Origin of the sequence: Rhizobium herbae (assembly GCF_017873135.1) — a bacterium.
GTDB lineage: Bacteria > Pseudomonadota > Alphaproteobacteria > Rhizobiales > Rhizobiaceae > Pararhizobium > Pararhizobium herbae.
This window is the reverse complement of sequence record NZ_JAGGJV010000002.1, coordinates 666116-679571: the sequence shown is the minus strand read 5'-3', so window position 1 is coordinate 679571 and position 13456 is coordinate 666116. Positions and strand designations below refer to the sequence as shown.

Here is a 13456-nt window from a genome sequence, read left to right as displayed (position 1 = left end):
GAGGCACGCCATGACCAAACTCTCGATCTGCATTCCCGTGGAAACCGCCGCGCAGGATGCCCTGCCGCTCGTGACGGTGCTTCTGGAAAACCAAAACGCGGACATAGAGATCGTCATCGCAAAACCTGCCGATATCGCGCTCTCGGACGCACTTCTCAGCCTTGCAGCCGAGGAAGCCCGCGTGACGGTCGCCGACGCCCCTGCGGACATCACCCGCCAGCTTCTCTGGCGCCACGCGGCAACGGCCGCCAAGGGCGAGTGGGTGACGCTGGTCAATCCTGGCGACATGATCGAAAGCGAACTGGCGACCATGGTCGCCTTTCTCGAAGCCAGCTCGCCCGATGTCGACGCGCTCGCCTGGAATGCCTTCCAGATCGACCGCCACGCGGAACCCGGCAAGGCAAGCTCGGTGGCAATCCCGGCAAGCTATCACATCGATACGCTCGACAAGACCGCCATGTTGAAGGCTTTCTTCTATTGGGAAGGCAGCTTGAACAGCCCGAAGATGCCGTTCGGCCTCTACCACGCCGCAATCCGCCGTTCGCTTGTCGATGCGCTGCTGCAACTGCCCGAGCCGCAAGACTGGTCGACTTCGGTACCGCAATATGAATGGGCGGCCAAGGTGCTGCTGTTTGCCAATGAGCTGGCCTTCTGCGCCCGGCCGATGTCGGCCATCAACATTTCACCCTTTGTGGCGGAGCCGCCGCTTCATCCCTGGAATTTTCCCTTCCACTCCGGCATCGGCCTCGCCGGCGCCGTGGCCGAGGTGCAGTTCCATGTGCTGCGTCAGCTTGATACGCCCTGGTCCGGAGGCAGCGAGGCTTTCGTGCGCGCCCTGATGATCGACTGCATGATGGAAACCGATCGGGAAACCTACAAGAACAAGGGCAACGCCTATTTTGCTGCGCTGAAGGAATTCGAAGGCGGATATCTTGCGCCGCTCTTCCGTCCGGAATTCCACGAGGTACGGCCAAGAGATGCTCGGCGCGGCCTGCACGACGGCGCGCTGCTGGTCGACCGCTTCCTCGGCGGTGCGCGGGATGCCGCCGAATTCTACACGACAGTCAAGCTGGTCCTGGCACCGGTCGGACTGATCTGCGGCGGCGTTCTGCGCGACGAAAACGGTAAAGCCGCATGACCGCAAAGACGTCGAGAATTTGCTACACCAAACCCTCGATTACCGAGCTTGAGGTGGAGTATGCCACCGACGCCGCCGCCAACGGCTGGGGCGACCGCTGCTACGACTATATCGTGCGGTTCGAGAATGGCTTCCGTCAGCATCTCGGCGTCGCCCACGCGATTGCCACATCGAGTTGCACCGGTGCCATGCACATGGGCCTTGCGGCCATCGGCATCGGCCACGGCGACGAAGTGATCCTGGCCGACACGAACTGGATCGCCACGGCCGCACCGGTCGTTCATCTCGGCGCAACGCCGGTTTTCGTCGATATCCTGCCTGACAGCTGGTGCATCGATCCGGAAGACGTCGAACGACATATCACGCCGAAGACCAAAGCGATCGTCGCCACCCATATCTACGGCAACCTCTGCGATATGGACCGCCTACTCGATATCGGCCGCCGCCACGGCATTCCGGTCATCGAGGATGCGGCTGAAGCGATCGGTTCGGTCTGGCGCGGTCGCCGCGCCGGTTCGATGGGAACCTTCGGCACGTTCTCCTTCCACGGCACCAAGACGCTGACGACGGGCGAAGGCGGCATGTTCGTCACCAGCGACGCCGCCCTGTTCGAAAAGGTCCTGACATCAAGCAATCACGGGCGCGCGCGCAGCCAGAAGAAGCAGTTCTGGCCGGATGACGTCGGCTTCAAATACAAGATGTCGAACATCCAGGCAGCGCTCGGTTGCGGCCAGCTGGAGCGCATCGACGGCCTGATTGCCCGCAAGCGCGAAATCCTGGCAAGCTATGCCGACAGGTTCAAGGCCTATCAGAGCATCAGCCTCAACCCCGAGGCCCCCGGAACCGAGAACGGCGCCTGGATGCCGACCGCCGTCTTCGACCGCGATATCGGCATCACCCGCGAGATGCTGCAACAGGCGTTCAGCGCCGCCAATATCGACGCGCGCGTCTTCTTCCATCCGCTGACCAGCCTGCCGATGTTTCCTGAAAAGCGCGGCAACCGGCACGCCTGGGACATTCCCGAACGCGCCATCAACCTGCCGAGCTATCACGACATGACCGAGGTCGAGATCGGACGGGTGACAGACGTCATCATCGGCCTTCTCGACAGTTGTTCCGTCGGCGAAACGCCCCTGGTGAAATCCGCTTAAGACACACGGCGCATCGCTCGCCGCCTTCCACACCGCCCGGCACACGGCCCCAGACAGCCATTTTGAAAGACAAAGGCGCTAAACCTCATGACAACCAAAGACGACCGCCAGGAATTCGAAGCGCACAAGCAGGAGATGTGCCTGGCGCTTGGCAAGGACAATGACGCGTTTCGTCAATCCGTCGATGCACTCGTGACCCTCGACAAATACGACTATTCCTATCTCTGGTCCTTCCTCGGCATTCCGATCATCCAGATGCCGGCCGACGTCATGGCGACACAGGAAGTCATCTGGGCAACGAAGCCAGACGTCATCATCGAAACCGGCGTCGCACGCGGCGGATCGATGATCATGATGGCGGCCATGCTGAAGCTGATCGGCAAGGGCAAGGTGATCGGCGTCGACATCGATATCCGCGCCCATAATCGCGAGGCCATCGAAACGCACCCGATGTCGCCACTGATCGAACTGATCGAAGGCCCGTCAACTGCGGCGGAGACGCTTGCCAAGGTCAGGGCATCTATTCCCCACGGCGCTTCCGTCATGGTGGTGCTGGACAGCGATCACAGCCGCGATCACGTGCTGGACGAGTTACGCCACTACGGACCGATGGTGACCGAAGGACAGTTTCTCGTCGTCGCCGACACGCTGCTTGGACGTGTGGAAGCCGCGCAGACACCGACCAAGCGATCGAAGATCTGGCATCCCGGTGACGAGCCGCTGACGGCACTGAACACCTATCTTGGGGAAACCGATCGGTTCCAGCCTGACGATGTCGTCAACGGCAAACTCGTTTTTTCCAGTTCGCCCGGAGGATACGTCCGGTGCATCCGCGCCTGATGATGGATCCCGCCCCCGTTGACGGAGCGGTCGTCTTTCGCCAGCCGTTGGATACGGATTTCGGCGTCCTGGCCAGCCTGCGCCGCGATCCCGCGGTCCAGTCGATGCTGATGGCGATTCCCGATGCCACCGACGATGATGCCGTGCGCGGCTGGATCGATCGCCGGCTGCGCGACAGCGACGGCGCATTCCGGGTTGTTGCCGATGTCCGGAGCCATGATCCTCTCGGCTTTGTCCAGATTAGCCAGGTGCACCGGCGCAATCGCCACGGCTATGGTGGACTGGCCTTGTTGAGCCAAGCGCGCGGCCGTGGGCTTGGGCTTGCCATCGTAACCCTGTTGATGAAACTCGCGTCCGAAGAACTGGGCTTGGCAAAGCTGCTTCTTGAAGTGCGGCACGACAATCTCGTCGCGCTCAAAGTTTATCACGCCGCCGGATTCCGCGTCGTGGGGACGCTGGAAGAGCATTTTCGGGACCGCGATGGCAAAGTCCATGACGTATTGCTTCTTGAGCGCCGCTTGACACCGATCAAGCCGTAGCCCGTTCGAACCGCTGCATCGCACCGAATCCCGTGGCGAGCTTCCGTCCCTATTGGGCGAATTCCTTCCAACCGATCGTTCCCGAATGGATCATTCTGGCGCCCTCCACACCGCAATTGGCGACGAGGTCCAGCGCAGTCACATAGGGCGTGAAATCGCCATGCAGCTGCGGATAGGGCGTCCGCTCATACTGCATGTATTCGACGGCAATGCCTTTTTCTTCGAACAGGGCGTGATTCAGATAATTCCGTGCGCCATGCCCTGTAATGTAGACCGTGCCCTCAAGATGCTCGACGATATCGCAGACACGTTCGCTGCTTGCGCCGGGTATCGGAAGCGTCTGCGATGACAGGAATTGGGATCTGTTCAGACCGAAATAGGCGGCAAGCTCAAGCATGGACTGGCGTGAGATATCCGCAACGGTCTCGACGCTCTGCGCAAAAACCCTGTCCACCAGCGCCAGCATCTCGTCCCGATATGGCGCTTTCCGATAGGCCTGCCGCAGGATTTCCCGATGTTTGCTCCGCCAGTCCGTCCGGTCATCGAGCATCACCTCGTCGATCCGCTGTCCCAGATGATAGTCGCGCAGCGGCAAAGTCATCCAACTGACGCCGTTAATGCCCTTAACCTGTACGCGATTGCTGAAGCTGCCCTTGGAATATTGCACGTCGTCATAATGGACGAAGACATCCGCCAGCCGGATCTGTTCCAGCAGACCGACCCAGGGAAAATACATCGACTGTGAAATAACGATATTCCGGCTCATGACCCGTTCAAGTACCGATCGATGTTTTTGCTATGGAGAATTGCCACCGCTAGCCGTCGATCCAGACGAGATCCAGACCGGGCCGGTGAAGGGCCGCCTGGCTGGCGATCGCGGCGCGCGCCTTCAGCGGATTGAGGCCGACGAAGACGACATCGACGTCGTCATCGAGCTTCGACGGCGACAGGACGGGGCGGTTGAAATGGACGGAGCCCTGCAGCTTCGGATTCTGGTCGAGGAAGACACGGAAATCCACTTCCGCTTCGATGCGGCTGCAGATCCAGCTGCCGTAGAAGCCCGAGCCATAGACTGCCGCGCGCTTGCCGGAAAACTGCTTGGCCGCACCATCGAGACGAATGGTTGCGTCCTTCCAGAAGGCGCAAATTTCCTTGGCCCTTTTGGCCGCGTCCGCGGCGTCCTGCCGGTCACCCTCGATTGCCACCGGCTGCTCGCAGCGAACGGCCACGATGAAGAAGGCGCCGGGAAAAGCTGCATTGTCCACAGTTTCCAGCGTGAAGCCGGAAAGGGCGAGCGCCCGTTTCAGCGAAGCCTCGCTAAAATGGTTGAGGTGGTCTGCAACCGTCATGTCGCCGGGATTGGATGCCACGTCCGGCATGGACAACAGAAGCCTACCGCCGGGCGCCAAAAGACCGCGCAGCGTTTTGAGGAAGCCGATGGGTTCGGCCACATGCTCTATGACGAAATGACTGATGATAGCCTGGAACCGGCCGGCCCACGCATCCGGAACGGTGTAGCTTGCCTGGTCTTCGGGCTTTACCCAGCCGTTCCATGCGGGCACGTAGTCGCGGCTGACATCGAAAACATGCGGATGCAGATCGGTGCGCGCCAGACACATCTTGCGCAACGTATCGGCCTTGCCGGCGCCATAGTCGAGGATGGAAGCACAATGCGGCAGATCCAGCAGTCGCAGGCCAATGGCGGCCTGATGATCGGTCCGATAGATCGGCGTTCCATCGGCAGCCACCGCGAAGATCTGGTCGTGATCGTCGGATTCAAGGGAAATCCGGTAGGTGGTATCGTAGAATGCCTCGATATCCGGCAGGTCGGCGCATTGCGCGTGGCCGCATTCGTCGCACACAAAGGCGAGTGTCGGAATATCGAGGAAAGCCATCATGGACGTCAGCGCCGGAGCCGAGGCCTCATAGGAGGCCTTGGCAATATGCGATCCGCAAACCCGGCATACCGTCATGCCGCGGTCTCCCCGTCCGTCACCAGCTCCGGGAGGATCTTTGAAAAATCCACGCCGGCGGCGAACGAACCGCACCAGCCGATGCGCGTTCCGATCGGATCGGCGAAATTGAAGTAACGGAACTGCAGGCTCCAGCGCGGCATCGTTGAGACATTCTCGCCCCCCTGATGCATGGTCAGGAAGTCCATCAGGATCAGATCGCCCGGCTGGGTCAGCGGCGCAACCGTCTCGTATTTTTCAAGGCGGCCTGCGCAATTGTCCATGAACAGCGCATAGGCGCCGCTTTTGCCGTGCCCGGCGTCATCGCGGTAGACGGGAATCAACCCTTCGGCATGCGAGCCGGAGGCAATCTGGACCGGGCCCATTTCCTGCGTCACAGGCAGCAGCGGCGTCCAGAAAACGATACCGTCAAGGCTTCTGAGCTGGCCCGGAAACTCCTGGTGCCACTGCGCGCGGAATTTCTCCTCGCCCGGATTATCGATCCGGATGCCGTAACCGCCGGCGGCAATCCCTGGAACCGACCCCGGACGCAGGTTTTCGAAAACCGTCAGATTCTTCGCCTTGGTGACCAGTTGCATGAAGGCGGGAATCTGCTTGATGGCGTCGTACACCTCACCGCCCCAGGCGCGGTTCCTGGCGATCAGCGCCGGATAGGCCTTGGTCATCGCGTTCCAGGATGTATCCGTTGGAGCATCGACATTGTACTTGCGGCACATCAGTTCCAGGATGATGCGGATGCCTTCCTGGATCGGCGCCACATCGCGCTGCGCGTCGTAGAACTGCGGCAGCATCGTGTAGCCCTTGGCAACAAAATCTTCCCGCGCCGAAGCGGGGATGAGAACCTCATTCTGAATCATGCCTTGCATCCTTTTCTATGCCGCAACGCCCATTCTGGCCCGGTCGCGGGACACCGGCGGTTCGTTGATAAAGGCGCATTCAAGCCTTCCGCTGATATTGGCAAACCACTCATTCCATTCATCCGGCGGCCTTGAAGTGCTCGTAGAAGTTCAGCTTCAGCGCCTCTTGAGGTGCCAGCATCTGATCGACAAGGTTATAGAGGTCCGCCGGCGTCTGAGCGCCGCCGATCTCCTCGTCGATATAGAGATGGTTGTTGGTGGCAACACCGGTGAAGAACGGCCCCCCTGTCGGATCGGCAAAATCAGCCGGCTTGAAATGCTTCAGATACTTGCCGCCCTTCCATTTCGCAAAGGCGCCCCGATACCCCTCGACAGTTCTTGCATGGTCCTCGCGGCTTCCCATGATGCTGCAACTGACGCCGCATGCTTCGGCAAAATTGGCCTCCCAGTCCCGCATCTCGCTATAACCGTATTGCGTCAGGAACCAGTGCTGTACCTGCGCGATACAGGCGGTAAGCCCCAAGCCCGCCGGAAAGGGAAAGTCCTTCATGTGCGGGTCTTCATCGATATTTCGTCCGGTCTCGGCCGTAAAAACGGCCATCTGCGTCTTGATATTGTCGGTCGATTTTATTTTCGCCGAATTGCTATCCGGGCAGGAGCCAAGAACCGAGAACGGGCGTTCCGAATAAAACATGTGGTCGGCGGTCACGAGGATCTTGCAGACGTTCTCGAAGTCGACGACCGGGTATTCGCAGTATTTTCCGCCAAACTTCGTCTTGATCTTGTCCATCACGCGCTTGGAGACCGCGCCATGATAGAAGCCGAAGGCCATGTTGGGGGTTGCCGTGTTCCCCTTCCAGGAAAAGAACTCCTGATAGAGCCAGGCCCGTGGAAGCTTATGAACACCGGTGGCAAGCGGCGCGGAGACATTGCAATGATGCGGCCGGTTGCCGGGCCAATTGAAAGTGAGACGGCTCCAGACGAACACGTCTATGACGCTGTGCTCCGCCTGCGAACGGCTGATCAGGTCCACCACGTCGGCGTCGACATAGTCGTCATCGCCGATCATGCAGATGAATTCGCCCGTCGCGGCCTCCACGCAGCGATCCCAGTTTTCGAACATCGGCAATACCCGGTCCACCGACGGCAGGTATTTGACGCGCGGATCGGCGACCACGTCTTCCATGAATGAGTTCATGATCGAGGCATCGTCGGAATTGTCGGCAAAAATATACTCGATGTCCGTCCGCAGGTTCATCAGCTGGCTTCTGATCGTTTCCTGAAAATAGCGCTGGCGGTTACGCGAGGGCACACAAATCGTCAGTTTCGGCTGGGCGAACATGAAATTTCTCCGTTTGTCGCACACTAGCGGCGAGGGCTTTCGCGAAGCTTGCCCGCGACCCTTTGGCCACAGGGCGGGTTTTCGGCTTTTCAGGAGGCGGCTCGCTTGATAAGCAGCGTCCCAGACGGTCTTGCGTTGCAGCAAAGTGCCGTGAGGAAGACACCCGGAGACCCGCATGCAGAAAAGTCCGGCAGACTGCGCCTCGATGGCTGAGATCCGCGTCGAGATCGACCGACTGGACAACGCGCTGATGACGCTTTTTGCGGAGCGCTGGGCCTATATCGGCCGGGCGGCGGAAATCAAGAAACCGGCCGGCCTCAAGGCGGACATACCGGCCCGTGTCGATGAAGTCCGGCGCAACGCCCGCAAAAACGCCGAGGCAGCCGGGCTCGATCCCGATTTCTACGAGGATATCTGGGCGCGCCTTATCCGGCATTCGATCGAGCATGAACGTGCCATGCTCGGTGAAATCGAGACGTGAAGCCTGACGGTCAACCGGCCTTGACGGCAGGCGTATCGGCTTTCTTCACCGGCGCATCGACCGCCACCTCTGCCAGATCGACCATGCCGTCTTCCGCTACGGGTGCACCGTCAGCGACGGCACTGCCGTTACGAACTTGCCACCCCAATCGCTGATATACGAAAGCTGCTGTTTGATTTCGGCCTGAAGGTTCCATGGCAGTATCACCACTCTTTCCGGTTTTTCGGCTTTGAGAAATTCCTCCGTGACAACCGGGATACGGCTGCCGGGGAGCAGGAAGCCCTGCTTGGCCGGGTTCTTGTCGACGACGAAGGGCAAGAGGTCAGGTTTGACACCGGCGAAGTTGAGCAGCGTGTTGCCCTTGGCCGCGGCGCCGTAGGCGGCGACTTTGAGACCCGCCCGCCTGCTCTCGATCAGGAAAGTCAGAAAGCCGTCGCGCACGGTCTGCGCAGCCTCTTGGAAATTTGTGTAAAAAGCATCGTCAAGCATGCCGGCCGCATACTCGGCGGCAAGTGTAGCAGCAACGGCTGCGGTGGCGGCGTGCGTTCCGGTATCGCTCCGCTGCGCGAACACACGCAGGCTGCCGCCATGCCAGGGCGTCGTCTCGACATCGAAGACCGAAAGGCCGTTGGCCTCGAAGACCCGGCTGACTGCTGTCAGCGACAGGTAGGAATAGTGTTCGTGATAGGCCGTGTCGAACTGCGCCTCGCGCACCATGTTGAGCAGATGCGGAAATTCGAACGTCGCAACGCCGTTCACCTTCAGCAACCGCGCGAAACCGGCGACGAAATCGTTGATGTCGGGCACATGCGCCAACACGTTGTTGGCGGCCGTCAGGTCGGCCGAGCGCCCCTCCGCTGCCAGTCTTTCGCCAAGCTCGGCACCGAAGAACTCCTCGACAATCTCGATGCCCTTCGCCCGCGCCGCTGCCGCGGTACTCGCCGTCGGCTCGATGCCGAGGCAGCCGATGCCGCGCTCTCTGGCATATTGCAGCAGATAGCCGTCATTGGCGGCGATCTCGACGATGTTGGATACTGCCGTCAGGCCGAAACGAGCCTGCATGTCGGCAACGTAGCGCTTGGCATGATCGAGCCAGGACGTCGAGAACGAGCTGAAATAGGCATAGCTGGACGAAAAGAACGTCTCGCGGTCGGCGAAATCCTCGGTCTGCACCAGACGGCATTCGCCGCAGCAGCGGATGACCAGCGGATACCAGAGCTCCGGCATATGCCGCTCGGTGACGTTGACATAGGAGTTCGACGGCGGCGCGGTCCCAAGATCGAGAAACGGCACCATATGCGTCGATCCGCAGTGACGGCATTTCATGCGGCAACTCCACGATAGTCCTGCGACAGCAGCGCGTGGCTCCCATCGCGCGGCGAGAGATTGACGACCGGCAGCGGCCAGTCGATGCCGAGCGCCGGATCTTCAGGATTGAGGCCACCCTCCGAAGAGGCTGCATAGGGTTCCGAGTGCGCATAGATCATCCGCACATCGTCCGTCAGCGCCTGGAAGCCATGCGCGAAACCCTTCGGGATCAGCAGCGAGCAGGCATTGTCTTCGGAAAGCTCGACGGCGAAATGCCGCAGGAATGTCGGCGAATGCTGGCGGATATCGACGGCAACGTCGAGAATGCGGCCGCGGGTGCAGGTGACGAGCTTGATCTCCGCGTGTGGTGGACGCTGGAAGTGCATGCCGCGCACCGTGCCCTTGCGGAGCGTGCCGGTCTCGTTGAGCTGTGCGAGATGTCCCTGCCAGCCGAAGGCTGCCAGGTCCGCTTCACAGAACAGGCGCGACAGGAAGCCGCGCTCGTCCGACATCGTCTTGCGGCTGACGACGAAAAGCCCCTCAAGCGGCGTTTCGCGCGCTGTAAACCGCGCACTCATCCGGCTGCCCTCAGAGGCTCTTTCTCGGCCGCAAGACCGGCGAAATCGCGGATATCGGCAAGGCAGAGATCGCGTGCCGCCGTTCCGTCGCACTGCGCCCGGTACCATTCCATTGTGCGTTTGACGGTTTCGGCCAGACCCCAGCGCGGCCGGTAGCCGAGATCGGCGCGCGCCTTGGCACTGTCGAGCACCAGATAACCCGCCTCGTGCGGACCGTCCGTTCCGTCGCCCAGCATCATCGCCCCGCCGCCAAAATGCCGCTCCGCCACCTTCAGGACCGCACCGACGGACGCCGCATCGCCGTGATCCGGTCCGAAATTGTAGCTCTCGATGCCCTCGGGCGCCTGCCACAGGCGCTCGGCAAGTCCCATGTAGCCGCCAAGTGGTTCAAGCACGTGCTGCCAGGGGCGCACGGCCCGCGGACGCCGCACCTGCAACGTCTCGCCGCTCTGCCAGGCGCGGACCGCATCCGGAATCAACCGATCTTCCGCCCAGTCGCCACCGCCGATGACATTGCCGGCACGCGCCGTGGCAAGGCCGATCCGGCGGGCTGCAAAGAAAGAGGCGCGATAGCTTGCTGCAACGATTTCCGCTGCCGCCTTGCTGGCGCTGTAGGGATCGTGGCCACCGAGCGGATCGCTTTCCATGAAGGCAAGCCCGGTCTCGGCGTTATGATACACCTTGTCCGTTGTCACCACGACGATCGAGCGCACGTCTTCCGACACCCGCAGGGCATCGAGCAGGTTGGCCGTGCCGATGACGTTGACGTCATAGGTCTCTGTGGGGCTGCGATAGCCGGCCCGCACCAGCGCCTGCGCCGCCAGGTGAAAGACAATCTGCGGCTTGGTCTTCAACACATGATGGGTGACAGCGTCGCGATCACGGATGTCGATGATGCCTGGACCGTCCATGTTGCCGCCGAGAAGCAGGTGCAGTGAAGGCTCGGTCTGCGGCGCCAGCGACAGACCCGACACGTCGGCCCCGAGCTCACGCAGCCACAGCGTCAGCCAGCTGCCCTTGAAGCCGGTATGCCCGGTGACCAGAACCCGTTTTCCACGCCAGAATTCGTTCGTCATCGGCATCACCAGCTCTTCCACGGCGGGGAGCCGCTCTGCCACAGGCTTTCAAGATGATTCTTGTCGCGCAGTGTATCCATCGGCTGCCAGAAGCCCTCGTGGAAATACGCCTGCAACTCGCCGTCTCTGGCCAGCCCCATCAATGGCTCCCCTTCCCAACTTGAATGGTCCGCCTCGATCCGGTCGATAACGCGGGGCGAAAGCACGAAGAAACCGCCATTGATGAAGCCGCCCTCGCCTTCCGGCTTTTCGATGAAGCCCTGGACCTCGTTGCCATCCAGCTGCAGGGCACCGTAGCGCGCCGGCGGCCGTACGGCCGTTACCGTGGCCTGCTTGCGATGGCTTTTGTGGAAAGCAATGGTGGCGCCGATATCGACATTGCTGACGCCGTCGCCATAGGTGAAACAGAAGGCTTCCTCGTCCTTCAGGTAGGAGGCGACCCGCTTCAGGCGGCCGCCGGTCATCGAGTTTTCACCGGTGTCGATCAGCGTCACACGCCAGTTCTCAGCGCTTTGGCGATGGAATTCGATCGAGTTCTGCGACAGGTCGAAGGTGATGTCCGACATGTGCAGGCCGTAATTGGCGAAATATTCCTTGATCATGTAGCCTTTGAAGCCACAGCAGATGATGAAGTCGCGCACGCCATGGGCGTAATAGAGCTTCATGATGTGCCAGAGGATCGGCCGGCCGCCGATCTCGATCATCGGCTTCGGCCGCAGATGGGTTTCTTCCGCGATGCGCGAACCGAGGCCGCCGGCGAGAATAACAGCTTTCATTCGATCCTCCGGCTAGGCGCACAGGTGATCGCGAGCGATCACCTGGCAAGGGGAAAGCGGGCGGATGGAAAACGGAATGGGATTGGTCCGCGATTGACCGGGCACCGGACGGCACGCCGCCTTCGACAGCACAGCCGCGGGCTTTGCCGTCATACGGTTTCTAAGGCGGGGAAAATCCATGATGCTCCGGGTCCAGTCAGTCTATCCTGACCGGCACCCTAGAGCCTGAAACTGTCGTCAAACTGGAGAGGCCGCATGGCGAAAAGCCGGGTCGCAGCTTTGCGGCTCGATTTTTCGTCGAAACAACCCGAATATCAAAAGGAATTCTTCCGCATCAGATGCAGTTCCCAATCGAGCGCGCTGCGGATGATGCCGTTCAGATCGTCATATTGCGGCACCCATCCGAGTTCCTGTCTGGCGAGCGCCGGGTTGGCGACGATCATCGCGGGGTCGCCTGCGCGGCGTTCCGAGAAGGTAACGGCAAAGTCCTCGCCATGCACCTTGCGCACGGCATCGAGCACTTCGAGCACCGAGAACCCATGCCCGTAACCGCAATTGGCAGCCAACGATCCGCCGCCGGCGCGCATACGCTGCAGCGCCTTCAGATGCGCCTGCACCAGATCCCAGACATGGATATAATCGCGCACGCAGGTTCCGTCCGGCGTCGGGTAGTCGGTACCGAAGACGCTCATCGAGGCACGCTTGCCGAGCGCGGTGGCGCAGGCGACCTTGATCAGGTGCGTTGCCAATGCGGAGGACTGGCCGCTGCGGCCCTTCGGATCGGCGCCGGCAACGTTGAAATAGCGCAGTGCCGTATAGGTGAAGGCATGCGCATTGGCGGTATCGCGCAGCATGATCTCGGTCATCAGCTTCGATGAGCCGTAAGGCGATTCGGGCTTGAGATTGACGCTTTCCGTCACCGGCTCCAGCACCTCCGGCGTCCCGTACACCGCGGCCGTCGAGGAAAACACGAAATACGGAATGCCCGCTTCGACGGCGCTGGCAATCAGGCTGCGCGACTTGACCGTGTTGTTTTCGTAATAGCCGAGCGGATCGGCGACCGATTCCGGCACGACGATCGAACCGGCAAAGTGGATGATGGAATCAATGGTGTTGTCGGCAAAGATCTGCCGCATCAGCCCGGTATCGGCGATATCGCCTTCGTAGAAACGCGCCTCGGGAGCGATCGCCCAGCGGAAGCCCGTCGACAGCCGATCGATGACGACAACCTGTTCACCGGCGTCGAGCAATGCCCAGACCATATGGCTGCCGATATAACCGCCGCCGCCCGTTACCAAAACCGCCATTGCGTACTCCCGCTATGTTGCGTTGAGCGGGATAAGACCCGTTCACGACGAGATTCACAAGGATTTTGTGCAGTGCCGAACGGTCAATTC

General features: G+C 60.8%; 14 protein-coding genes. 5 read left to right on the top strand and 9 right to left on the bottom strand.

What is annotated here, in order from left to right; genetic code table 11:
• Positions 1 to 10: 10 nt before the first annotated feature.
• From J2Z75_RS08580 to J2Z75_RS08565, 4 genes are all read left to right on the top strand, one after another.
• Positions 11 to 1138: a hypothetical protein gene (locus tag J2Z75_RS08580; RefSeq protein ID WP_209850462.1), complete on the top strand. Its 1128-nt coding sequence runs from the start codon at positions 11 to 13 to the stop codon at positions 1136 to 1138.
• Positions 1135 to 2289 carry a DegT/DnrJ/EryC1/StrS family aminotransferase gene (locus J2Z75_RS08575; protein ID WP_209850460.1) on the top strand — a complete coding sequence of 385 codons (1155 nt, stop codon included), beginning with the start codon at positions 1135 to 1137 and terminating at the stop codon, positions 2287 to 2289. The genes J2Z75_RS08580 and J2Z75_RS08575 overlap by 4 nt, the downstream gene beginning before the upstream one ends.
• A gap of 87 nt (positions 2290 to 2376) precedes the next feature.
• Positions 2377 to 3129, top strand: a complete 753-nt coding sequence (locus J2Z75_RS08570; protein WP_209850458.1) for a cephalosporin hydroxylase family protein — start codon at positions 2377 to 2379, stop codon at positions 3127 to 3129.
• Entirely contained in the window at positions 3114 to 3668 is a 555-nt protein-coding gene (locus J2Z75_RS08565) for a GNAT family N-acetyltransferase (protein WP_209850456.1), read from the top strand. The genes J2Z75_RS08570 and J2Z75_RS08565 overlap by 16 nt, the downstream gene beginning before the upstream one ends.
• A 49-nt stretch (positions 3669 to 3717) precedes the next feature.
• Here J2Z75_RS08565 and J2Z75_RS08560 read toward each other — a convergent pair whose 3' ends face one another.
• The 4 genes from J2Z75_RS08560 to J2Z75_RS08545 all read right to left on the bottom strand — a co-directional run bounded on the left by J2Z75_RS08560 (position 3718) and on the right by J2Z75_RS08545 (position 7840).
• Positions 3718 to 4434, bottom strand: coding sequence for a WbqC family protein (locus tag J2Z75_RS08560; protein WP_209850454.1), 717 nt, complete (start codon positions 4432 to 4434; stop codon positions 3718 to 3720).
• A gap of 49 nt (positions 4435 to 4483) precedes the next feature.
• Positions 4484 to 5641: a class I SAM-dependent methyltransferase gene (locus J2Z75_RS08555; protein ID WP_209850452.1), complete on the bottom strand. Its 1158-nt coding sequence runs from the start codon at positions 5639 to 5641 to the stop codon at positions 4484 to 4486.
• A complete protein-coding gene (locus J2Z75_RS08550) occupies positions 5638 to 6498 on the bottom strand; it encodes a phytanoyl-CoA dioxygenase family protein (protein ID WP_234937218.1) in 861 nt (286 codons plus the stop codon). The genes J2Z75_RS08555 and J2Z75_RS08550 overlap by 4 nt, the downstream gene beginning before the upstream one ends.
• Positions 6499 to 6616: 118 nt before the next feature.
• Positions 6617 to 7840, bottom strand: coding sequence for a glycosyltransferase (locus J2Z75_RS08545; protein WP_209850446.1), 1224 nt, complete (start codon positions 7838 to 7840; stop codon positions 6617 to 6619).
• A 175-nt stretch (positions 7841 to 8015) separates the two neighbouring features.
• Between J2Z75_RS08545 and J2Z75_RS08540 the strand changes: the two genes are divergently transcribed.
• Positions 8016 to 8321 carry a chorismate mutase family protein gene (locus J2Z75_RS08540; protein ID WP_209850443.1) on the top strand — a complete coding sequence of 102 codons (306 nt, stop codon included), beginning with the start codon at positions 8016 to 8018 and terminating at the stop codon, positions 8319 to 8321.
• A 96-nt stretch (positions 8322 to 8417) separates the two neighbouring features.
• On the opposite strand, the gene J2Z75_RS08535 is transcribed toward J2Z75_RS08540, so the two are convergent.
• From J2Z75_RS08535 to galE, 5 genes are all read right to left on the bottom strand, one after another.
• Positions 8418 to 9647, bottom strand: a complete 1230-nt coding sequence (locus tag J2Z75_RS08535; RefSeq protein WP_209850440.1) for a class I SAM-dependent methyltransferase — start codon at positions 9645 to 9647, stop codon at positions 8418 to 8420.
• Entirely contained in the window at positions 9644 to 10207 is a 564-nt protein-coding gene (locus J2Z75_RS08530) for a dTDP-4-dehydrorhamnose 3,5-epimerase family protein (RefSeq protein WP_209850436.1), read from the bottom strand. The genes J2Z75_RS08535 and J2Z75_RS08530 overlap by 4 nt, the downstream gene beginning before the upstream one ends.
• Positions 10204 to 11283: a CDP-glucose 4,6-dehydratase gene (gene rfbG / locus J2Z75_RS08525; protein ID WP_234937217.1), complete on the bottom strand. Its 1080-nt coding sequence runs from the start codon at positions 11281 to 11283 to the stop codon at positions 10204 to 10206. Before rfbG ends, J2Z75_RS08530 begins: the two co-directional genes overlap by 4 nt.
• A 5-nt stretch (positions 11284 to 11288) precedes the next feature.
• Positions 11289 to 12059, bottom strand: a complete 771-nt coding sequence (gene rfbF, locus J2Z75_RS08520; protein WP_209850433.1) for a glucose-1-phosphate cytidylyltransferase — start codon at positions 12057 to 12059, stop codon at positions 11289 to 11291.
• A 314-nt stretch (positions 12060 to 12373) separates the two neighbouring features.
• On the bottom strand, positions 12374 to 13366 hold the full coding sequence (gene galE, locus J2Z75_RS08515) for a UDP-glucose 4-epimerase GalE (RefSeq protein ID WP_209850428.1): 993 nt from the start codon (positions 13364 to 13366) through the stop codon (positions 12374 to 12376).
• Positions 13367 to 13456 lie beyond the last annotated feature (90 nt).

Bases quoted from the DNA above. Each gene is read 5' to 3' on its own strand.
- J2Z75_RS08545 (WP_209850446.1), bottom strand. From the start codon at position 7,840: ATGTTCGCCCAGCCGAAACTGACGATTTGTGTGCCCTCGCGTAACCGC.
- J2Z75_RS08575 (WP_209850460.1), top strand. From the start codon at position 1,135: ATGACCGCAAAGACGTCGAGAATTTGCTACACCAAACCCTCGATTACC.
- rfbF (WP_209850433.1), bottom strand. From the start codon at position 12,059: ATGAAAGCTGTTATTCTCGCCGGCGGCCTCGGTTCGCGCATCGCGGAA.
- J2Z75_RS08530 (WP_209850436.1), bottom strand. From the start codon at position 10,207: ATGAGTGCGCGGTTTACAGCGCGCGAAACGCCGCTTGAGGGGCTTTTC.
- rfbG (WP_234937217.1), bottom strand. From the start codon at position 11,283: ATGACGAACGAATTCTGGCGTGGAAAACGGGTTCTGGTCACCGGGCAT.
- J2Z75_RS08555 (WP_209850452.1), bottom strand. From the start codon at position 5,641: ATGACGGTATGCCGGGTTTGCGGATCGCATATTGCCAAGGCCTCCTAT.
- J2Z75_RS08580 (WP_209850462.1), top strand. From the start codon at position 11: ATGACCAAACTCTCGATCTGCATTCCCGTGGAAACCGCCGCGCAGGAT.
- J2Z75_RS08550 (WP_234937218.1), bottom strand. From the start codon at position 6,498: ATGATTCAGAATGAGGTTCTCATCCCCGCTTCGGCGCGGGAAGATTTT.
- J2Z75_RS08560 (WP_209850454.1), bottom strand. From the start codon at position 4,434: ATGAGCCGGAATATCGTTATTTCACAGTCGATGTATTTTCCCTGGGTC.
- J2Z75_RS08570 (WP_209850458.1), top strand. From the start codon at position 2,377: ATGACAACCAAAGACGACCGCCAGGAATTCGAAGCGCACAAGCAGGAG.
- J2Z75_RS08535 (WP_209850440.1), bottom strand. From the start codon at position 9,647: ATGAAATGCCGTCACTGCGGATCGACGCATATGGTGCCGTTTCTCGAT.
- galE (WP_209850428.1), bottom strand. From the start codon at position 13,366: ATGGCGGTTTTGGTAACGGGCGGCGGCGGTTATATCGGCAGCCATATG.
- J2Z75_RS08540 (WP_209850443.1), top strand. From the start codon at position 8,016: ATGCAGAAAAGTCCGGCAGACTGCGCCTCGATGGCTGAGATCCGCGTC.